This is a genomic window from Vibrio crassostreae (assembly GCF_024347415.1).
Taxonomy (GTDB): Bacteria; Pseudomonadota; Gammaproteobacteria; order Enterobacterales; family Vibrionaceae; genus Vibrio; species Vibrio crassostreae.
In genome coordinates this window covers 2,014,486-2,036,205 of record NZ_AP025476.1, presented here as the reverse complement: position 1 = coordinate 2,036,205, position 21,720 = coordinate 2,014,486, and the positions used below count along the sequence as shown (strand labels likewise).

General features: G+C 43.7%; 16 protein-coding genes. 8 read left to right on the top strand and 8 right to left on the bottom strand.

Features of this window, described 5'->3' with window-relative positions:
* Nucleotides 1-37 precede the first annotated feature (37 nt).
* From OC193_RS09110 to OC193_RS09090, 5 genes are all read right to left on the bottom strand, one after another.
* On the bottom strand, nt 38-802 hold the full coding sequence (locus tag OC193_RS09110; protein ID WP_048663531.1) for a transporter substrate-binding domain-containing protein: 765 nt from the start codon (nt 800-802) through the stop codon (nt 38-40).
* A gap of 300 nt (nt 803-1,102) precedes the next feature.
* Nucleotides 1,103-2,869, bottom strand: coding sequence for a sodium:solute symporter family protein (locus tag OC193_RS09105; protein ID WP_048663527.1), 1,767 nt, complete (start codon nt 2,867-2,869; stop codon nt 1,103-1,105).
* A 782-nt stretch (nt 2,870-3,651) separates the two neighbouring features.
* On the bottom strand, nt 3,652-4,278 hold the full coding sequence (locus OC193_RS09100; protein ID WP_017069898.1) for a bifunctional 4-hydroxy-2-oxoglutarate aldolase/2-dehydro-3-deoxy-phosphogluconate aldolase: 627 nt from the start codon (nt 4,276-4,278) through the stop codon (nt 3,652-3,654).
* 73 nt (nt 4,279-4,351) lie between these two features.
* On the bottom strand, nt 4,352-5,284 hold the full coding sequence (gene kdgK / locus OC193_RS09095; protein WP_048666397.1) for a 2-dehydro-3-deoxygluconokinase: 933 nt from the start codon (nt 5,282-5,284) through the stop codon (nt 4,352-4,354).
* 34 nt (nt 5,285-5,318) lie between these two features.
* Nucleotides 5,319-5,654, bottom strand: a complete 336-nt coding sequence (locus tag OC193_RS09090; protein WP_048659514.1) for a cupin domain-containing protein — start codon at nt 5,652-5,654, stop codon at nt 5,319-5,321.
* A 333-nt stretch (nt 5,655-5,987) separates the two neighbouring features.
* On the opposite strand from OC193_RS09090, the gene OC193_RS09085 reads away from it, so the two are divergent.
* The 3 genes from OC193_RS09085 (at nt 5,988) to OC193_RS09075 (ending at nt 11,989) form a co-directional block, all read left to right on the top strand.
* A complete protein-coding gene (locus OC193_RS09085) occupies nt 5,988-8,186 on the top strand; it encodes a heparinase II/III domain-containing protein (protein WP_048659513.1) in 2,199 nt (732 codons plus the stop codon).
* 2 nt (nt 8,187-8,188) lie between these two features.
* Nucleotides 8,189-10,357 (top strand): heparinase II/III domain-containing protein, encoded by a 2,169-nt coding sequence (locus OC193_RS09080; RefSeq protein ID WP_048663525.1) that lies wholly within the window; start codon nt 8,189-8,191, stop codon nt 10,355-10,357.
* A gap of 750 nt (nt 10,358-11,107) precedes the next feature.
* Nucleotides 11,108-11,989 carry an NAD(P)-dependent oxidoreductase gene (locus OC193_RS09075; RefSeq protein WP_048659511.1) on the top strand — a complete coding sequence of 294 codons (882 nt, stop codon included), beginning with the start codon at nt 11,108-11,110 and terminating at the stop codon, nt 11,987-11,989.
* Between the two features lie 527 nt (nt 11,990-12,516).
* Here the strand turns inward: OC193_RS09075 and OC193_RS09070 are convergent.
* Together OC193_RS09070 and OC193_RS09065 are read right to left on the bottom strand one after the other, a co-directional pair.
* Complete coding sequence (locus OC193_RS09070; RefSeq protein ID WP_048659510.1) at nt 12,517-13,806, bottom strand: MATE family efflux transporter; 1,290 nt, start codon at nt 13,804-13,806, stop codon at nt 12,517-12,519.
* A 204-nt stretch (nt 13,807-14,010) separates the two neighbouring features.
* Entirely contained in the window at nt 14,011-14,733 is a 723-nt protein-coding gene (locus tag OC193_RS09065) for a FadR/GntR family transcriptional regulator (protein WP_048663524.1), read from the bottom strand.
* 457 nt (nt 14,734-15,190) lie between these two features.
* Between OC193_RS09065 and OC193_RS09060 the strand changes: the two genes are divergently transcribed.
* The 5 genes from OC193_RS09060 (at nt 15,191) to OC193_RS09040 (ending at nt 20,167) form a co-directional block, all read left to right on the top strand.
* Nucleotides 15,191-15,910: a FadR/GntR family transcriptional regulator gene (locus tag OC193_RS09060; protein WP_048659508.1), complete on the top strand. Its 720-nt coding sequence runs from the start codon at nt 15,191-15,193 to the stop codon at nt 15,908-15,910.
* A 213-nt stretch (nt 15,911-16,123) separates the two neighbouring features.
* Nucleotides 16,124-17,986: a DUF294 nucleotidyltransferase-like domain-containing protein gene (locus OC193_RS09055; protein WP_048659765.1), complete on the top strand. Its 1,863-nt coding sequence runs from the start codon at nt 16,124-16,126 to the stop codon at nt 17,984-17,986.
* Complete coding sequence (locus tag OC193_RS09050) at nt 17,986-18,702, top strand: 3'-5' exonuclease (RefSeq protein ID WP_048663523.1); 717 nt, start codon at nt 17,986-17,988, stop codon at nt 18,700-18,702. Before OC193_RS09055 ends, OC193_RS09050 begins: the two co-directional genes overlap by 1 nt.
* A 116-nt stretch (nt 18,703-18,818) precedes the next feature.
* Nucleotides 18,819-19,328 carry a helix-turn-helix domain-containing protein gene (locus OC193_RS09045; protein ID WP_048662683.1) on the top strand — a complete coding sequence of 170 codons (510 nt, stop codon included), beginning with the start codon at nt 18,819-18,821 and terminating at the stop codon, nt 19,326-19,328.
* Nucleotides 19,325-20,167 (top strand): IS3 family transposase, encoded by an 843-nt coding sequence (locus OC193_RS09040; protein WP_123961588.1) that lies wholly within the window; start codon nt 19,325-19,327, stop codon nt 20,165-20,167. Before OC193_RS09045 ends, OC193_RS09040 begins: the two co-directional genes overlap by 4 nt.
* A 103-nt stretch (nt 20,168-20,270) precedes the next feature.
* Here OC193_RS09040 and OC193_RS09035 read toward each other — a convergent pair whose 3' ends face one another.
* Nucleotides 20,271-20,996: an oligogalacturonate-specific porin KdgM family protein gene (locus OC193_RS09035; protein WP_048659506.1), complete on the bottom strand. Its 726-nt coding sequence runs from the start codon at nt 20,994-20,996 to the stop codon at nt 20,271-20,273.
* Nucleotides 20,997-21,720 lie beyond the last annotated feature (724 nt).

The window sequence follows — 21,720 nt, the reverse complement described above, 5'->3', positions numbered from 1 at the left end:
CAATGCTGGCCTATTTTTTATCTAGAACGATAGAAGATTATTTCAGAGAGTTGTGGATCAGAAACTCTTCCTCAACGCCTTTCAATTTCATCTCATCCATAATGAAGTTGACTGTGTTCAGCAAGCGCTGCTCACCTTTAGGAATCAAGTAACCGAATTGGCTGTTAGTAAACGGCGTTTCACAGCGAGCTGCTTCAAGGCGCTCGTCCGTCACTTGATAGAACAGGCCTTCAGGGGTTTCTGTCACCATCACATCAACTTTGCCTTCTGCAACGGCTTGCGGAACGTCTAGGTTGTTTTCGTAACGTGTGAAGCTTGCGTTCTGCAAGTTAGCATCTGCAAACATCTCGTTAGTGCCGCCAATATTCACGCCCACACGAACCGAAGACAGATTTACCTTCTCAATGCTGTCGTATTGTTCTGCTTTACCTTTCGTGACTAAGAAGCACTTACCAAAGGTCATGTAACCCTGAGTTTGTTCTGCGTTTAACTGGCGTTGCATTTTGCGCGTAATACCACCCATCGCGATGTCGTATTTATCGCTGTCGAGGTCGGTCAGCAGATCTTTCCATGTGGTACGAACAATCTTTAATTCGACACCTAGCTGTTCTGCTATGTGCTGTGCGACATCGATATCGTAGCCAGAGTATGTTTTACCGTCGAAGTAAGAGAAAGGCTTGTAGTCGCCTGTGGTGCCCACACGAAGGGTACCTGATTTTTGAATGTCTTCTAACTGGTCAGCTTGTGCGACACCAGAAAGTGCCAGAGCAATGGAAGCAAGTAATAGTGATGTTTTTTTCATTGTAATTATCTGTTGTGTTTGTCTAGTTGTTAAAAGTAACAGAAAGAAAAGCAGAAAGAGATCAAACCATTGGAAAGTTAAAAATAAAGTGGGATTTTGATAAATCGGGATAAGAAAACTCTGCCTGAACGAGCTCTTGAACTGGCGAAGTCGAAAGGTTTGGAGAAGGGGATAAGACTTATCAAAGTGTCACTTAGAGTAAGAACGATAACTAAGGAAAAAAACAAAAAGCCCATGCTATCGAATAACATGGGCTTCATTATTGGTTTAACGTGTTAGATGCTTTCTTTAGCGATTGAGCTATTTAGCAACTGACTCATTGTTCATCTTAGCTGGAGCCTTAGATGCGTTAACCAGTAGGATACCAACGGTGAGTACCATCGAACCACATAGTAGGAACAACAAGCGTCCTGTCGGTTCGTTTGGAATCAGAGCCATTGCTAGGATACCGAAACCTGCTGTGCTGATAAGCTTACCAAGCATTGAACGCTGTTTAGTATCTAGGTTTTGCTGCTCTTCACCTTCCGCTACTAGCGGCGTGTTCCAGTTAGTGAATAGTTGGTCAACTTCTTTCTCACGCTCTGGCGTTAGGCCTTTGTAGAAGCGAGAAGTCATGATGAAGTAACCACCAGTGAACACTACGTGAGCTGCTAAGCTTAGACCAACTTTCAAGTCGCTCCATTCACGGCCAGTAAGTGCTGTTTCTAGACCAAATAGGTTCTCGATGTCTTCTGCTTGAAGAGAGATACCGAAGATGTAAGAAACGAAACCACCAACCACTAGAGTAGACCAACCAGCCCAGTCAGGTGTCTTACGAATCCACATACCTAGTAGTACAGGGATAAGCATTGGGAAGCCAATCAACGCACCTACGTTCATCACGATATCGAACAAGCTTAAGTGACGTAGAGAGTTAATGAATAGACCAATCGCGATGATGATAACACCCATCATGATAGTCGTTAGCTTACTTACAATAACCAGCTCTTTCTGAGTCGCGTTTTGACGAAGAATCGGGCTGTAGAAGTTCATTACAAAGATACCAGCATTACGGTTCAAACCTGAATCCATAGAAGACATCGTTGCAGCGAACATTGCTGACATAAGAAGACCAACCATACCTGCTGGCATTACGTTCTGTACGAATGCTAGGTAAGCAGCATCACCGGCTTTGTCGCCCATTGATGTGTATTGCTCAGCAAACTCAGGCATGAATGCACTTACGTACCAAGGTGGTAGGAACCAAATTAGTGGACCAACAACCATAAGGATACATGCTAGGCCTGCCGCTTTACGTGCGTTTTCACTGTCTTTCGCACATAGGTAACGGTAAGCGTTGATGCTGTTGTTCATTACACCGAACTGCTTCACGAAGATGAACACAACCCAAAGGATGAAGATGCTCATGTAGTTTAGGTTGTTACCTAACATGAAGTCGCCGTCGAAGTTAGCAACGATGTTAGTTAAGCCACCACCGTGGAAGTAAGCTGCAACCGCACAAGTAATTGTCACGGCCATGATTACAAGCATTTGCATGAAATCAGAAGCAACAACCGCCCAAGAGCCGCCCGTTACTGCCATCAATACTAGAACCATACCCGTTACCACAATGGTTGCTTCCATTGGGATGTTGAATACAGCTGCTACGAAGATAGCTAGACCGTTTAGCCAGATACCTGCAGAGATGAGGCTGTCAGGCATACCTGCCCATGTGAAGAACTGTTCAGACGTTTTACCAAAGCGCTGACGAATAGCTTCGATCGCCGTTACCACACGAAGTTGGCGGAACTTTGGAGCGAAGTACATATAGTTCATGAAGTAGCCAAATGCGTTGGCTAAGAATAGGATTACAATAACGAAACCGTCATTGAACGCGCGTCCTGCGGCACCTGTAAACGTCCATGCTGAAAACTGTGTCATGAAGGCAGTTGCACCAACCATCCACCACAACATTTTGCCGCCCCCTCTGAAGTAATCACTAGTCGACGTGGTGAACTTACGGAACATCCAACCAATAGCGATTAAAAAGAAGAAGTAGGCGAGAACAACAAAAGTATCAATAGTCATCTTTTCAGCCTTTTAAATATCATAATTAACTGGGCTTAGATTAACGCGTCCAAAGGTTTATTTGTACTACAATATGCCTTTAGTATGATCCAGGTCGCATTGATTTTTTATGGAATATTAATTTTAAATCTAAGTGTTTGTTTTTAGTTAATTTAATTGGTTTTTGATTTTATTTTTATTTGAAGTTTATCGACCTTGTAAAGGCATATATGTATGACAATATAAGTCAAGACTAATAAGAAGTGTCACCCATAATATTTTAGTTATAACCGTAACAAATGTGCTACAAGTAAGCTCAACTTTGCGACACTTTTCATGATTAAAATTACGATAAAACTAGCAACCATCACGTTGTTGCTGTTGAGGTAGCTTATTGTTTTTAAGTACTTATTTAATTTTTATGAGCGGGTGCATTGTCCCTAGATTTATTTGATATCAATGTAAGTGAAGGTGAGTGATATTTTGCTCGAACAGTGCTCTTAAAATGCAAGCTAGCCCATTACTTAAGATTTGGCTGCTCACAATTGTGAAATAAAGCGGTCAACAAGCAGAGCGAATTATGGAGCTCCTAGGAGAAAGTTAAAGTGGTTCGTGGTGAATTAGATTTGTATTTACTTGTACGACAAAACCTAAGAGGCCGGGAGTGTAAATGGTTGGAGAATTGGCATTTATGTATACTGCCAACCACAGGCGATCATATAACGCCAAGAGGGGCGTTAGCTAAAGCATAGATAACAAAAAGCCCCACCGAAGTGAGGCTTTATCACGAAACCTAAAACAAATTAAGCGTTAACGTGATCAACTGCGTCACGAACAAGCTTGCCTAGTTCGTCCCACTTACCTTCGTCGATAAGGTTAGTTGGAACCATCCAAGTTCCGCCACACGCAAGTACAGAAGGGATAGATAGATATTCGTCTACATTCTTCAAGCTTACGCCGCCAGTTGGCATGAATTTAACAGGGTAAACCGCGGTTAGTGCTTTAAGCATACCAGTACCGCCAGAAGGCTCAGCAGGGAAGAACTTCAACGTGCGAAGACCCATTTCCATTGCTTGTTCAACTAGGCTTGGGTTGTTTACACCCGGTACAATAGCAACACCTTTGTCGATACAGTATTGAACAGTGCGAGGGTTGAACCCTGGGCTTACGATGAAATCAACGCCCGCTTCGATAGATGCGTCAACTTGCTCGTTAGTCAGTACCGTACCTGAACCAATTAGCATGTCTGGGAATTCTTTACGCATGATGCGAATCGCTTCGATTGCACATTCTGTACGTAGTGTGATTTCTGCACATGGCATGCCGTTTTCAACCAGTGCTTTGCCTAGGGGGATGGCATCTTCAGCACGGTTGATAGCGATTACAGGGATTACTTTTAGGTTTGCTAGTTGTTCATTTAATGTAGTCATGAATTCTTTCTCACGTTAATAATGGGCCTGCTTTCAACTAAGCAAACCCTTGATTAATAGTTAAAGTGCGCAATTATAGAGACAAATCAGGCGTCGCTTCTAGAGGTATGATAGCACCTGGATGCTGAATCACAGTCCCTGCCACAATATGACCTGATAATGCTGCATCGCTAGCGTTGCCACCGCTCAAGCGTTTAGCTAAGAAGCCTGCACTGAACGAGTCGCCAGCTGCGGTAGTATCAACGATGTTGTTTACAGGGTGGGGTGCAACGTATCGAGCACTTTGGCTTTCCACTACTAAGCAATTTTTTGCACCACGTTTAATTATGATCTCTTTCACTCCACACTCAGACGTACGTGCAATGCACTGTTCAATACTTTCGTCGCCGTACAGCTCTTGTTCGTCATCGAACGTGAGTAAAGCCGTGTCAGTGTACTTAAGCATTTTCAAGTACCAAGAAATTGCTTCTTGTTGGCTTTCCCAAAGTTTAGGTCGGTAGTTATTGTCGAAGAATACTTGACCGCCTTGAGCTTTGAACCTGTCTAAGAAGCTGAATAGCTGCGCACGTCCGTTCTCAGTCAAGATAGCAAGCGTAATACCACTTAGGTAAACCGCGTCAAAAGAGAATAGCTTATCAAGTAGAGCAGGGGTGTCTGGCTGATCAAACATGAATTTCGCGGCAGCGTCACTACGCCAGTAATGGAAACTGCGTTCACCCGTTTCATCGGTCTCGATGTAGTAAAGCCCTGGTTGTTTGTGATCAAGCTGAGCCACTAGGCTGGTGTCAATACCTTCTGCTTGCCACTTTTTCAACATGTCGATACTGAATGGATCAGTACCTAACGCTGTTACATAGCTTGTTTGGATATCTTGCTCTTTTGTTAAGCGTGACAAGTAAAGTGCAGTATTCAGCGTATCGCCACCAAAACTTTGCTTAAGCCCGTCTTGTTTCTTTTGTAGCTCAACCATGCACTCGCCAATGACCGCGATGTTTAATGATTTCATATGCTTACCTTAGCAACTGAGGTTGCGCTATTAATTATTTTAGGAAATCTTCACGCGCAGGGTTGAAGATATCAAGAAGGATGCTGTCTTGCTCTAGTGCAATTGCACCATGCATCATGTGTTTACGAGCGAAGTAAGCATCGCCTTCTTTAAGCACTTTCTTTTCGCCTTCGATTTCAGCTTCGAAGCTACCACGGACAACATAACCGATTTGGTCGTGAATTTCGTGAGTATGAGGATGGCCAATCGCGCCCTTATCAAAACATAGGTGTACAGCCATAAGATCGTCAGTGTAAGCAACGATTTTACGCTTAATACCGTCGCCCAATTCTTCCCATGGGTTTTCATCTAGAATAAAGAAAGAGTTCATTGTGTATCTCCTAATTTGTATAAATCTATTAAGTGTTACCTAACTTGCGTTTATCATAAGGGAATAGGTTTAATTGTAATACAATATATCTAGAATTGTGTGATATTGATCAAGCGACACTTTATATAACGTAAATAAATCAACAACTTAACAAATGCCTGTTATTTACCATTAGCTATTCATATCAATAGCTTACGGTGAATTATGTGATTCTGCTCATCATTTCGTTACGAATAGGTATGATTAAAGCTCATATTGTATTACTTTATCCGGAGTTTGAAAATTTAATCAAAGTTTAAATAGATAAACTCTTTATTGAGGGTGACAAAGAATATGACGACGAAACCAGTATTGTTGACTGAAGCAGAAATAGAGCAACTTCATCTTGAAGTGGGCCGTTCGAGCTTAATGGGTAAAACCATTGCAGCAAACGCGAAAGACCTAGAAGCGTTCATGCGCTTAGCTATTGATGTTCCTGGTCACGGAGAAGCGGGTGGTTACGAACATAACCGCCACAAGCAAAATTACACGTACATGAACTTAGCTGGTCGCATGTTCTTGATCACTAAAGAGCAAAAGTACGCTGACTTCGTTACAGAGTTACTAGAAGAGTACGCAGACAAATATCTAACGTTTGATTACCACGTGCAGAAAAACACGAATCCAACAGGTCGTTTGTTCCACCAAATCCTGAATGAACATTGTTGGTTAATGTTTTCAAGCTTAGCTTACTCTTGTGTTGCTTCTACATTGACACAAGAGCAACGTGACAACATTGAGTCTCGTATTTTCGAACCAATGCTAGAAATGTTCACGGTTAAATACGCACACGACTTCGACCGCATTCACAACCACGGTATTTGGGCAGTAGCCGCTGTGGGTATCTGTGGTCTTGCTCTAGGCAAGCGCGAGTACCTTGAAATGTCAGTCTACGGCATCGACCGTAACGATACTGGCGGCTTTCTAGCTCAAATTTCTCAGCTATTTGCACCTTCTGGTTACTACATGGAAGGCCCTTACTACCACCGTTACGCGATTCGCCCAACGTGTGTGTTCGCTGAAGTGATTCACCGTCATATGCCTGAAGTGGATATCTACAACTACAAAGGCGGCGTGATTGGTAACACAGTACAAGCAATGCTGGCGACAGCGTACCCGAACGGTGAATTCCCGGCTCTGAACGATGCATCTCGCACAATGGGCATCACAGACATGGGTGTTCAAGTTGCCGTCAGTGTTTACAGCAAACATTACTCGTCAGAAAACGGCGTAGATCAAAACATTCTTGGTATGGCCAAGATTCAAGACGCAGTATGGATGCACCCATGTGGTCTTGAGCTATCTAAAGCTTACGAAGTGGCTTCTGCTGAACAAGAAATCGGCATGCCTTTCTGGCCAAGTGTTGAATTGAACGAAGGTCCTGAAGGTCACAACGGCGCACAAGGCTTTATCCGCATGCAGGATAAGAAAGGCGACGTTTCTCAGCTAGTGATGAACTACGGTCAACACGGCATGGGCCACGGCAACTTCGATACGCTGGGTATTTCTTTCTTCAACCGCGGTCAAGAAGTGCTACGTGAATACGGCTTCTGTCGTTGGGTTAACGTTGAGCCAAAATTCGGCGGTCGTTACCTAGACGAAAACAAATCTTACGCTCGTCAGACGATTGCTCACAACGCAGTAACGATTGATGAAAAATGTCAGAACAACTTTGATGTTGAACGTGCAGACGCAGTACACGGTTTACCTCACTTCTTTAAAGTAGAAGACGAGAAAATCAACGGCATGAGCGCATTTGCTAACGACCACTACCAAGGTTTTGACATGCAACGCAGCGTGTTCATGCTAAACCTTGAAGAGCTTGAATCTCCGTTATTGTTAGACCTATACCGCTTAGATTCTACAAAAGGCGGCGAAGGCGAACACCAATTTGATTACTCTCATCAATATGAAGGTCAAATTGTTCGTACTAACTTCGAATACCAAGCGAACAAAGAGTTAAACACGCTGGGCAGCGACTTCGGTTATCAACACCTATGGAACGTAGCGAGCGGTGAGGCAAATGGTACGGCCCTAGTTAGCTGGCTACAGAACAATACTTACTACACATGGCTAGGTACTAGCTCGAATGACAATGGTGAAGTGATCTTCACTCGCACCGGTGCTAACGATCCAAGCTTCAACCTACGTTCAGAACCTGCATTCATTCTACGTAGCAAAGGCGAAACAACCTTGTTCGCTTCTGTTCTAGAAACGCACGGTTACTTCAACGAAGAATTCGAGCAATCGGTAAGTGCACGTGGTGTTGTGAAAGACATCAAAGTAGTGGCTCACACGAATATCGGTTCAGTAGTAGAGATTACGACAGAGAAATCAAACGTGACAGTGATGATCAGCAACCAACTTGGCGCGACTGACAGCACTGAACACAAAGTCGAATTGAACGGCAAAGTATACAGCTGGACGGGCTTTTACTCAGTAGAAACAATTTTAAACCCAGAATTAGCAAGCACTGCAGAGCAGGGGAAATAATAATGAGCTATCAACCACTTTTACTTAACTTTGAAGAAGCAGCAGAGCTTCGTAAAGAACTTGGCAAGGATAGCCTTTTAGGTAATGCACTGACTCGTGATATTAAACAAACTGACGCTTATATGGCTGAAGTGGGTATTGAAGTACCAGGTCATGGTGAAGGCGGCGGTTATGAACATAACCGTCATAAGCAAAACTACATCCATATGGATCTAGCGGGTCGTTTGTTCCTTATCACTGAGGAAACAAAGTACCGTGATTACATCGTTGATATGCTAACAGCGTATGCGACGGTATACCCGACATTGGAAAGCAACGTCAGCCTTGACTCTAATCCTCCGGGTAAGCTGTTCCACCAAACGTTGAACGAGAACATGTGGATGCTCTACGCTTCTTGCGCGTACAGCTGCATTTACCACACCATCTCTGAAGAGCAAAAGCGTCTGATCGAAGACGATCTTCTTAAACAAATGATCGAAATGTTCGTTGTGACTTACGCACACGACTTCGATATCGTACACAATCACGGCCTTTGGGCAGTGGCAGCGGTAGGTATCTGTGGTTACGCAATCAATGATCAAGAGTCGGTAGACAAAGCACTATACGGCCTGAAACTAGACAAAGTAAGCGGCGGTTTCTTAGCGCAACTTGACCAACTGTTCTCGCCAGATGGCTACTACATGGAAGGTCCTTACTACCACCGTTTCTCTCTACGTCCAATCTACCTGTTCGCAGAAGCGATTGAACGTCGTCAGCCTGATCTTGGCATCTACGAATTCAACGATTCAGTGATTAAGACAACGTCTTACGCGGTATTCAAAACGGCATTCCCAGACGGTACATTGCCAGCTCTGAACGATTCATCGAAGACGATTTCTATCAACGATGAAGGCGTTATCATGGCAACGTCTGTGTGTTACCACCGTTACGAACAGACTAAAACGTTACTTGGTATGGCTAATCACCAACAAGATGTTTGGGTTCACGCTTCTGGTAAAACACTGTCTGACGCTGTTGATGCAGCAGACGACATCAAAGCATTCAACTGGGGTAGCCTGTTTGTAACGGATGGCCCTGAAGGTGAAAAAGGCGGCGTAAGCATCCTTCGTCACCGTGATGAGCAAGACGACGACCCTAAGACCGCAGATACAATGGCGTTGATCTGGTTTGGTCAGCACGGCAGCGATCACCAGTACCACTCTGCACTAGACCACGGTCACTACGATGGCCTGCACCTAAGTGTATTCAACCGCGGCCACGAAGTGCTGCATGACTACGGCTTTGGTCGCTGGGTAAACGTTGAGCCTAAGTTTGGTGGTCGTTACATCCCAGAGAACAAGTCTTACTGTAAGCAGACAGTTGCCCACAACACAGTAACGGTTGATCAGAAAACACAAAACAACTTCGATACCGCATTGGCTGAGTCTAAGTTTGGTCAGAAGCACTTCTTCGTCGCAGACGACAAATCTCTACAAGGTATGAGCGGTACGATTTCTGAGTACTACACTGGCGTAGACATGCAACGTAGTGTGATTCTTGTTGAACTTCCTGAGTTCGAGAAGCCACTAGTCATCGATGTATACCGTATTGAAGCTGACGCTGAGCACCAGTACGACCTGCCAGTTCACCATTCTGGTCAGATCATCCGTACTGATTTCGATTACAACATTGAAAGTACGTTGAAGCCGCTAGGTGAAGACAACGGTTACCAACACCTTTGGAACGTTGCTTCAGGTAAAGTGAATGAAGAAGGTTCTTTAGTAAGCTGGCTGCATGACAGCAGTTACTACAGCCTAGTAACAAGCGCGAATGCGGGCAGCGAAGTGATTTTTGCTCGCACTGGCGCTAACGACCCAGACTTCAACCTTAAGAGTGAGCCTGCGCTTATCTTACGTCAGTCTGGTCAAAACCATGTGTTTGCTTCTGTACTAGAAACGCATGGTTACTTTAACGAGTCTATCGAAGCCTCTGTAGGCGCTCGTGGTCTAGTTAAATCAGTGTCTGTTGTGGGCCATAACAGTGTCGGGACTGTTGTTCGCATTCAGACTACTTCTGGCAACACTTACCACTACGGTATCTCAAACCAAGCTGAAGACACGCAGCAAGCAACTCACACTGTTGAGTTCGCGAGTGAGACATACTCGTGGGAAGGATCATTTGCTCAACTGTAAATGATTAACATACAAGCCGTTTAACGATGGCTTGTATTGATGTGGTGCTTTGCGGGAACGAAGTACCATGTCTGTTCGGTTGTTAGGGTGTTCGCATCTAAGTAACTGAACAAAATTAATGTCGATAACAAAGAATATCGGAAATAAGTCAAACCGAGTAGCTCGTTGCGAGTTGCTCGGTTTTTTTATGCGTGATTTTGGCTACGAGGATACGTGTTAGATAGTGTGAGCTTGGAGTCCGCACCCCGGGGAGCACACAGCAAGTATGGTTTATCAGAGCCTATACTCATTATATCTATGACATGGTGATGACGTAGATAAAGCTAATAAGTCATACAATTGGTGGTTATTTTAGTATTGAACATGAATACTAGAACCTTGACGAGCTAATGAAATACTAGAGTGAAATGTTGTGTTTTGCTGTTGAAATTAGCTTTATCTCAACGGTTTTCAACGTATCTGATTAACCGGAGACAGCGTGCCATCAATGGTTACTCAACTTGCAGAGGCTATACGCTAAGATTGAATTAATAAGGGGATTAGCCGAGTAAATATCGATTTGTTTGATCGTTTCAGGCCAAACCTATCGCCGTGGATTATATCAAGTCGATTCCTCAATTTATGGTGGTATTCGTATATGAAATTCATGCGCTGGATCACTAATAGGAGCTCTAAAACGGTTGCCTTAAGAGCTGCGGCTAGTTACTATAATGAGCATATAATCATACAATAACATATTTGGAGTTAAGCATGACTAAACCTGTAATTGGTTTCATTGGCCTAGGTCTTATGGGCGGAAACATGGTTGAGAACTTACAAACTCGTGGTTACCACGTAAACGTAATGGATCTAAGTGAAGAAGCTATGGCTCGCGTTACAGATCGTGGTAATGCTACAGCGTTCACTTCAGCAAAAGAGCTTGCAGCTGCAAGTGACATCGTTCAGTTCTGTCTGACAACTTCAGCTGTTGTCGAGAAAATTGTTTACGGTGAAGATGGTGTTCTAGCGGGTATCAAAGAAGGCGCAGTTGTTGTTGACTTCGGTACGTCAATTCCTGCATCTACTCGTAAGATTGGTGAAGATCTAGCAGCTAAAGGTGCAGGCATGATAGATGCGCCTCTAGGTCGCACTCCTGCACACGCTAAAGATGGTCTTTTGAACATCATGGCTGCGGGTGACATGGATACTTTCAACAAAGTTAAGCCTGTTCTTGATGAGCAAGGCGAAAACGTATTCCACCTGGGTGCTTTGGGTTCTGGTCACGTGACCAAGCTTGTGAACAACTTCATGGGCATGACAACGGTTGCGACTATGTCTCAAGCTTTTGCTGTCGCTCAACGCGCTGGTGTTGATGGTCAACAGCTGTTTGACATTATGTCTGCAGGCCCGTCTAACTCTCCGTTCATGCAGTTCTGTAAGTTCTACGCGGTAGACGGCGAAGAGAAACTAGGTTTCTCTGTTGCAAACGCGAACAAAGACCTTGGTTACTTCCTCGAGATGGTTTCAGATCTAGGTACTGAATCTCTAATTGCTGAAGGTACTTCTAAGAGTCTACAAGCTGCTGTTGATGCCGGTCTTGGTCAAAACGACGTGCCAGTTATCTTCGATTACTTCGCTAAATTAGAGAAGTAGGCTCAAGGCGTTAATGGTGTAAGTTAGGTTTAAGAATTTGTGATCTGATTAGTAATTCACCAACGCCAGCCTCAAGATTATTAGACAAGCCCGCTCATTTGAGTGGGCTTTTTAGTATGTGGTTTATGTTTTATGTGATTGACTTCGAATGTGGCTCCTTTCGTGTGTGAATGGTGCTGGAGGGGAGAGCTGTATTGATGCTCTGGTTGCTAAGTGGCTTTGTTGTTATCACGGGCAAGGCATATGAATGAGGCTGCCTGATAATCTGAGATCCTTTAGAGCTTGCGAAGGGCATTGTTCGCTGTGAAGCGAGGCTTTAGATTGAGTGTTAACCACTGTCCGTTGACTAAGGCAAACCAGCCATTATCTAACAAAACGGTTAACCTTATATGGCTGCTAGCTGGCTCATCGAATGTGATGGTATGGCGTGGTTAGAGAGGAAAGATAGGGGAGGACGCTGAACGCCAATCGCCACATCTATCGTGTACAAGACAAATGTGGCTTGTTGTGACAACTTACTTGAGCACTTAATCGTACATTAATTTATCGGCTTTACTGGCGTTGAACTCTCGCAAAGATTTACGAGCGAGGTGTCTAAAAGGCAGTGCTTTGATGATCTCTTCGAAAGGTTGAATTGCAAAAGCCCAGAAAATCGAACCATCAAAACCCAAAATAATCAGAGCACACAAAGGAATTGAGATAACCCATTGGCCTGTAAAGTTGATTTTGAATACGTCAGTGGTATGTCCTAAAGCTCTCAATACATGGCCATGAACGGTGTTGTAACCACGTACTATCGGTAAGAATATATAAAGAGGCGCGATTACCGCGAGAGCGTGATAGGTAGATGCATCAAGGTCGGGGTAAATGTCACCAATGACCAAGCTTAAGCCTGCAAACATCAGTGCGCAAACAACGGAAATTCCGACAGCAACATCAATACTGGAGTCCACATTTTTGGCCAGATCATCCATTTTCTTAGAGCCTATCGCTTGGCTAATGGTGATGGCTGAAGAGTGAGCCCAGGCGGTGATGAATTGGGTTCCTGCGCGTAGCCATGGCATTACCAAGGTGATCGCTACATAAGCATTGATGTTGAGCTGTGAGTACAGTAACTGATAGATCGTCGCACCGATAGACAGCATGGTGACATTGGCGGCGACTGGGAATATCTCAATGAAGTGGCGACGGATGTTAGTGATGAACTCGGACTTTTCAGTGTCTAATTTAAGTGACACCGATGAATCGTAATGCACACAGAGCGCTAGGTAGAGGAGTCGAATGATGATTGCGATAAGGCTACCCAGCGCAGCACCTTGTACACCAATACCGTCAAAGTTCGAGAAGCCATGTATCAGAATATAAGAGAGCACAGCGTTAATCGGTAGCTCAATTAAGTAGCCTTTAAACGGAACCTTGGTTCTGCCCAACCCGTTAAAGAGGGCGATGACTACCTGCGTTAACGCCGTAAAAATCACGAGGTATTTGGAGATATTCAAATAGTGACTAATTTCAAGATGAAGCGATTTGTCGTCGGTTAAGGCTTGAATCAAAGGTTGTTCAAAAAAGGTGAGCAGCACCCAAAACATGGATGCGACGGCTAAGTTGATGAACAGACCAGCCCAAAATGCTTTGGATAACGAAGACGTGATTCCAGATCCAACCGCGCGGCTGAGAACTAGCTGTGTACCATTAGCCAACGCCATTTGAATACCCAATACAAACGCGATAATGGTGGTGGCAATCCCCATGGCTGCAAGAGGAATTTCACCAAGCGGTGAGACCAATAGCGTGTCGATCATCAGCATCGACTGCATCAAGAGGGCGTTTAAGGCTAAGGGCCAAGCTAACGAAAAGTTCTTTCTAACGTACGATTTGGAAGACACAAGTTATACCTTGTTGATTTAGCTAGAGTGTAATGGGCAGAGGTAAACGAGTGTGCCTGACTACAGGTACACTCTGGTTAAGTGATGTGGCTATCAGCGATTGAATAAGTACGCCAGAATTACGCGGTGTCTATGTTACGCACTTGCCAGTGAAGCCCTTGAAAGCTTCTGGTTTTCATCATCAAGTAGAATGGCTGACGCAATACGTGCTTGTTTTTCATTGCCAGACATTATCGCGTCGTAAATCGCCTTATGCTCTTCTAAACAAAAGCGTCCACCTACCGCAGAATGATCGATAAACTGCTTAAAGATCGTCGATAAAATGTTGGCGAACGGTATGTAAAACTGATTACCTGTTGATAAGAAAATGGTTTGATGAAACAAGTGATCGTTAGTTGTCCATTCTTCATACTCAAAGCTGTTAGCCGCTAGGGTCATCTTCTGAAACAGAATAGACAGTTCTTTGCGTTGCTCTACGGTCGCATTGGTTGCAGCCAGTGCACATGCTTCTGGATCAATGGCTTTTCTTAGACCAAGGAATTGAGAAAGAAAGGGCTTAGTGTCTTCTAGATCTTGAATCCAATAGAGTAATTGAGGGTCTAGGAAGTGCCAATGAGAGCGCGGTTTTATATGGGTCCCGACTTTAGGTTTGGACTCGATAAGCCCTTTTGCTGACAGTAGCTTTGTTGATTCTCTTAGTGCCGTTCGGCTGACACCGAAAACTTCACATAACTCTATCTCGCTGGGTAGCTTTTCGTTTTCCTTTATCTCACCAGATAGGATTTTGCGCGCGATTTGTCGTGCGACTTGAACATGAATTCGGCGGCTTGAATCTTCCACCAATGAAAATATAGCCATATAACCACCTGAGGCTGACGTTTTAATATAGAAGTCGGGAAATACTCGGCTTAGGTGTTTGTTGGACAGCCTTAGTAAAGGCGGTTATTTCGTTCATTATGGTTCGCCTGATCACTTTGTAACTACACCCACGCCTCACTGTTCGTGTGATAAATAATACAATAACATATTATGTATTCAAGTGAATTAAGGCCAAAATGTTGTGTGATCGTACTTTATAGGGGGGGTAAGGGTTTTTTTGTGACAAATCGCATAGAATCAATGGGCGTAATAAGAACCATTTGTATGTATTAATCGTGTGTTATTCGGGCAGGGTTTAGTTAAAGTGATGTGGCTGAGAGTGTAAAAGCCAGAGACCATAAGGGAGTTCACGTAATTTGCAACTTGATTTGGTGCATTATACTTTCAGTGCTATAGTCCGATTTAAATAATACATATCAAATAAGTAATTAAACACATGGCAGGCACTTTTAATTCTATTTCAGGCTCTAAGCGAAGCCTTCATGTGCAAGTTGCACGTGAAATCGCTCGTGGTATCTTGTCGGGTGATTTACCTCAAGGGTCCATTATTCCTGGCGAGATGGCTCTGTGTGAACAATTTGGCATTAGTAGAACTGCATTACGAGAAGCGGTTAAGCTTCTGACTTCAAAAGGTCTGCTAGAATCTCGTCCTAAGATTGGTACTCGTGTTGTTGACCGCGCATTCTGGAACTTCTTAGATCCTCAGCTTATTGAATGGATGGATGGCCTAACTGACACAGACCAGTTTTGTCATCAATTCTTAGGCTTACGTCGTGCGATTGAGCCAGAAGCTTGTGCATTAGCTGCGACGTTTGCAACGGCTGAGCAACGTATTGAATTATCAGAGATCTTCCAAGAAATGGTTGAGATTTCTAGTGAAGAAACGCTTGATAAAGAGCGTTGGTTAGATGTTGATACTAAGTTCCATAGTTTGATTTTCAATGCGACAGGTAATGACTTCTACTTACCGTTTGGCAACATATTGACGACGATGTTTGTGAACTTTATTGTGCACTCTTCTGAAGAAGGCAGCACATGCATTAACGAGCACCGCGCAATATACGAAGCAATTATGGCTGGCAATAGCGATAAAGCACGCCAAGCTTCGGCAAGCCATCTGCAAGAGTCAAACCACCGGTTGCCTGTAGCGAGCTAATCAAGAGGGCACATAGAGTGCTCTTCTCAACTTTAAAGCACGCATTTAGCGTGCTTTTTTGTATCTCAATCTTATATTTTTACTGCTCTAATCGCTTTAACGACGTATTGATCTCTAATAGTTAAGTAATTATTACTCCGAAACTGAAAATCTATTCGCAACTGATGTTATTGGTTATATAATAATACTAATTAAACTGGTGTGAGTATGGTTATGCCCCAATCCCTTTTGCCAAATATTCTTCAATTTATCGGTCAGATAGACCCTTTCGATAAGATCCCTAAACAAGCGATGCGCGAACTTGCCGCTAATGTTCAAATTACCTATCTTGGTAAGGGAGATGTGGTTGATTTGTGTGAGTCGGGGAAGGAAAAGTCGCTCTATATCATTCGAACGGGCTCGATGGAGCAAAGAAAATCAGACGGCGTACTTCGTGCGCGTTTAGGCAGTGAAGATTTGTTCGGCTTTACGTTCTTAGATTCTGAAGTTAACGACGAGAAAGGCTATCGAGCCGTCGCCATCGAAAACACCTTACTTTATGTGATTCCACACTCGGCACTTCAAACGTTGTTCAAAGCATTTCCAAGCTGTGCTGAACACTTTGCATCACAGGCTCAAGTTCGCTTGAAGTCGGCGCTTGATGTGGTGTGGTCAAATAAAGAGAAGGGCTTGTTCATTCGTAAGGTTGAAGAGGTGGCAAGCGGGCAGGTGGCCATCGTTAAGTCTGAGCAAACCATCCAATCGGTCGCGGTAGAAATGCTTCATCAACGTTCTCCTTGTGCGGTGATCTATGAAGGTGAAACCATTGTCGGTTTGATCACTGACCGTGATATGACCAAACGCGTGATTGCGCACGGTGTTAGCACTGAAAATTTAATCTCTGAGGTAATGACGCATTCTCCACTCACGGTGAAACCGGACGATCTTGTGTTGCATGCCGCATCTATCATGATGCAATTCAACATTCGTAACCTGCCTGTAGTGAAAGAGAACAAAGTCGTTGGCCTTCTGACTACCTCTCACTTGGTTCAAAACCACCGTGTTCAAGCGATCTTCTTAATCGAGAAAATCAAATACGCGGGCAGCGTGAAAACCATGTCTTCCTTCACTTCAGAGCGACAAGCAATTTTTGAAGCGCTGGTGGAAGGTAAAGTTGCACCGGAAACGGTCGGCAAGGTAATGACCATGATTATGGATGCCTACACACGCCGATTGATTCAGATAGCGATTGATAAGTTAGGTCCGCCGCCGTGTGACTTCTCATGGATTGTCGCAGGTTCGCATGCTCGTAACGAAGTTCACATGCTCTCTGATCAAGACAGTGCGATCGTACTAGCTGACGATGCAACTGACAGTGACCGTATTTACTTTAAACACTTAGCCATGATGGTGACCAACGGCTTAGCGAGCTGTGACTACCCACTCTGTCCGGGTAAATTCATGGCAGCGACGCCAAAATGGTGTCAACCGCTCAGCGTATGGAAGCATTACTACAAGAAGTGGGTGGCAAACCCAGAGTACGAACGCTTACTTAATATCAGTGTGTTCCTAGAGATTCGTACAATTTACGGCAACAGTGAGTTTGAAGGCATTCTTCGTGATGAACTGCATAATAATATTCGCAGCAATCGTGAGTTCTTAAGCACGTTAGTGAAAGATGCGGTGAATACCAACCCGCCTTTGGGTATCTTCAATAGCTTGGTACTTGAGAAGTCAGGTGAGAACAAGAAAACACTTAACGTGAAGAAGTACGCTATTAATTTGATCATCGATTTAGCGCGTATTTACGGTCTGGCGGTGGAGTGTGATTTGTCGGCAACGGACGAACGTTTCGCTGCTGCTAATGAAAAAGGCATGCTGAGCGATGATGCGTTCAAGAACATCCTTGGCGCGTATCAGTTCATTCTGTCTTTCCGTTTCGGCCATCAATTAGAAGCTTTGAAGAACGGGGAAGTGCCAGACAACAACATCAACCCAGACAGTTTTGGTAGCTTTGAACGTAAGCACTTGAAAGACGCCTTTAGAATCATTGCCGACCTTCAAGAAGCGGCGAAAATTCGTTTCGGAGCGCGTTAATGAAAGCCTTGTTGAACTACTTTCATCCGCTTGAGCGAATTAAACGCAAGCGTAAGCAATATCTGGGTACGGTTAAGCTGCCAGAAGCGTTACATGATCTGGTAGAACAGCCTTGCCCTGAAATGACGGATCTGGCTAAAGACAGCGACTATATTGTGTTGGATCTTGAGACTACTGGCTTAGACAGTGAGCAAGATCTTATCTTGTCTATGGGATGGGTCGATGTGGTGAAAGGACGAATCGATTTGGCTTCGGCCAAGCATATCTACCTGAACAATGATTCTCAGATCAACGCTGAAACTGCGGTAATTAACCACATCACACCACAGATGTTAGAAGAGGGGGCATCCATTCATGATGCGATGCTCACTTTCTTCGAAGCAGCGAAAGGCAAGATTATTGTTGCACACGCTTGTGTGGTCGAAGAGAAGTTCATTAGCCAATATTTGCTGAGATGTTATGGCTTAAGGCAACTGCCTTTACTTTGGTTGGATACACTGTGTATTGAGAAGAGCATGGAGAAAGCGATCAGCAACCATGAAGAGGTAGACTTAACTCTGGCTGGGACGCGTGCAAGGTATGGGCTTCCGGAGTACAACAGCCACAATGCACTAGCCGATGCCGTCTCGACCGCAGAGTTGTTTTTAGCTCAACAGAAGAGAGTCGTGCCTAACGATGAAGTGACCGTTTCATTTCTTTATCGGATCAGTCACTAAGGGCAGAAGCCCCACGTACTCGATTCTTGTTTGAATGAGCCGAGTTTAAACGATAAAAAGCCAGCGATTATGAACTGACCCCCAATAGTTGGACACCAATTATTGGGGGTCTTTTTATGTCCAAATATAGCCGAGAGCTAAAATGTATCATTGCTAAGCAATATTTAGATGGCACGTCATCTCTCTGCTTAGCAAAACAATATTCAATCTCTTCAAGACAGATACGGTATTGGGCTCAAGTCTTTGCCATCCATGGTACTGATTCATTTTTACCAACTAAGCATGCTGCCTCTGCTCAGACAAAGCGAAAAGCATTGAATTTAATGTGGACGAATGAATGGTCTCTCACGCACACTAGCGCTGTATTAAACCTCTCATCCCCTGGGATACTCTCTGTCTGGCTCAAACGATTTAATGAGCTGGGTATCAAAGGGCTCAAAATGCGCCAGAAAGGAAGACCCTCAATGAAACAGCAACCTCAACGTACCACTAAGCCTGATAATGAAATGACGCTTGAGGAGCTAAAAGAGGAGTTGGTCTACTTACGAACCGAGAATGCCGTTCTAAAAAAGTTGGAAGAGTTGGAGCAGGAAAAAAACCGTCGAACAAAGAAAAAGCGGTCATAGCTCTAACTCTTAAAGGCAAGTACCCACTAAAGCACTTACTGCACACTCTACAGCTGGCAAAAAGTGTCTTTTATTATCAGGCTCAAACGAGCAAGCGCCCAAATAGCTACGAACGTGAGCTGCGGTTGATAAAGTCAATTTATCATGAACATAAGGGTCGATACGGCTACCGCCGTATTCACTTGGAACTAAAAAATCAGGGGGTCGTGCTTAATCACAAAACGGTTCAAAGACTTATGGCTCAGCTGAACCTTAAATCGACAGTCAGGATTAAAAAGTATCGTTCATACCGAGGAGAGTCTGGAACAGCAGCTCCCAACGTGCTTGAAAGAGATTTTAGTGCGACTCAACCCGACGAAAAGTGGGTAACTGATGTCACGGAGTTCAAAGTCAAAGAGCAGAAAGTATACTTGTCTCCCATTGTCGACTTGTTTACTCAGGAAGTGGTTGCTTATAGAGTGGCCCAAAATGCCTGCTTGCCGCTTGTCACGGATATGCTGACGGAGGCTATATCAAAGCTGAAACCCAACTCAAAGCCAATTATACACAGCGATCAAGGTTGGCAATATCGCCATCGACAGTATCAGAAAAAGGTAGCGGAGAGTGGGTTAACGCAAAGCATGTCGAGAAAAGGTAACTGCTTGGATAATGCGGTTGCTGAAAACTTTTTTGCTTTACTCAAAACAGAGATGTATCACAACCAAAGCTTTGAAGATGCAGATGCTCTGATAGAGCAAATTAAAGAATACATCGAGTACTACAATACCAAACGTATAAAAGTGAAACTAAAAGGCCTGACTCCGATAGAATATCGAACTCAGGCCTTGAAAGCCGCTTAACAGAAATGTCCAACTTTACGGGGTCACTTCATTAAGCTGGCTTTTGTTTAGGTCTTAGAAAATTAGGACAGTAATTATCTTAGATTATTCATATAGCTATCGATTAGAAGCTGTAAGTTAGACCAACACGGCTACGTAGTTCGCGAGTCGCTTTAGTCGATGAAGTGCTCACATCACCAAACTCTACATATGGTGCCCACTGACCCATCATGTGACGAATACTAGCGTTTAACTCGTAGTTGGTATCGTCGTTGTCGTAGATGTCATATCCATCCGCTTTGTAGTAGTTACCTTCTAGACCAAAGCGCCAGTTTTCCATTGAGTAGTTAACGTTTGCCGTTAGACGATGGCGACGTTGGTTTTCAATGTTTTTCTCAACACCGACAATGTCACCATTATCGTCGATCTGGTACTCAGTAGTACTAGTGTTTTGTCTCATATCGTAACGGTAACGAGCACTTAGGCTTAGACCATCAACGCTATCCACTTTGTATGTTGCACGAACTTGAGGCTTATATGTAACGCCTGATTCACGGCCTTCAATTGGCATACCGTAAGTCATTGTCCAGTTATCGTTGAGAACATGGCGGTAATTTAGACCAAGTTCCCAACCATTGTTCTTTAGATCTTCCATGAATTTACCGTCTTCTCCCTTGAATTTTGCTTCGATATCTACAAGGAAGTTGCCAATGCTATCGCCAAGTTTTACACGAGTAGCGTGTTGATCTGTATGACTTTTGTATTCGTGTCTTACATCGAAAGACGCCGCTGATACAGAGCCAGCAGTTAATACAGATGCCACAGCAATCACGATTTTAGTTTTATTCATGGTATTAGTTCCATATTTATAGGTTTAGTAATGGCTTAAGTCTCAAGCCAAATAGAGTAGTTCTAGCTTTCATTGCATCCAGTGGTTGAGGTTATTAAGTTTTCCTCAATTCTAGATTTGCATTTAAATAATACAAATATGGTAACGATCCGAGGCGTGATGATCTGTGAATTAGATCGTGTTGTAGTGATAAAACCATTATTTACAAAGGGTTACAAAGTTGAGTTGATCTAGTAAGTTGATGATTTTTAGCGACTTATTTGGCTGTTGATAATGATTTCGAAGAGTTTTGTTTGTCAATAAATGTGCGCTACAACAAAGAATTGAACCTTTAGATATTATTTTTATTTGTAATACATTATTATTTACTAGCTTTCTGTAGCAACACATAACTTTGCTATGTTGATTGTATGAACAGACGGTGTGAAGCCGAATAAGTAAGAGTGGTCTTGAAGCGAAATGGATTAAATCCAACCGCTTTAAAAGCATGAGGCATTTACTTGAGGTGATTTAAAGCTCAATCAGAGAAGGTTTGAAATGTAGTAGGCAAGGCAGTGACATAGCCTGCTATATGAGTACGAACTTGATAGGAATGAACAGGGTTCGAATAGTTACCCTTTGTTCTCATCAGCGACAAAGAAGAAATCGTTGAAGTGCTTGCGAAAGCATTTTGATTATTGCTCCCAACTATTCTAATTATAACTTCTGCTTTCGTTTAGAAAGG